This is a genomic window from Vibrio sp. 10N.222.55.C6 (genome assembly GCF_041473395.1).
GTDB lineage: Bacteria > Pseudomonadota > Gammaproteobacteria > Enterobacterales > Vibrionaceae > Vibrio > Vibrio crassostreae_C.
In genome coordinates this window covers 1-380 of sequence record NZ_JBFRSD010000532.1, presented here as the reverse complement: position 1 = coordinate 380, position 380 = coordinate 1, and the positions used below count along the sequence as shown (strand labels likewise).

Here is a 380-nt window from a genome sequence, read left to right as displayed (position 1 = left end):
CTATTCGCGTTAAGCCTCTGTATTAACGTAAACGATCGCCATGCATGATGCCTTTAAGTTCTAATGGCGCGCCTTTTTTCGTTACATAAAGGCCGCGCTGATTCGATACCAACACACTGCGCTTACCTTGGGTTTGTTGAATGTATAAGTGCTTGATATTGAATGTCTGTTTATCTTGGGCCTGCTCTTGGTCCAATTGATAAAGGTAGTAGTGATTCCCCCAGCGTAAGAACACACCAAACATTTGCTTGGTTTGGACGACATTCCCATCCATGTCGTAACCAATGTACTGCATTTTAACTCGACCATTTTCCAATCGAAGTGAGATTTTCTCCCAGCCTATCATCGGGTATTCTGCGGTGAATTTATAAGTACTTTTG

Annotated in this window: 1 protein-coding gene; it reads right to left on the bottom strand. The window is 42.6% G+C overall.

The genetic code is table 11. From position 1 onward, the window contains the following. Nucleotides 1–22 precede the first annotated feature (22 nt). On the bottom strand, nucleotides 23–380 hold a 358-nt coding region (locus AB4486_RS24940; protein ID WP_372119379.1), incomplete at its 5' end, for a hypothetical protein.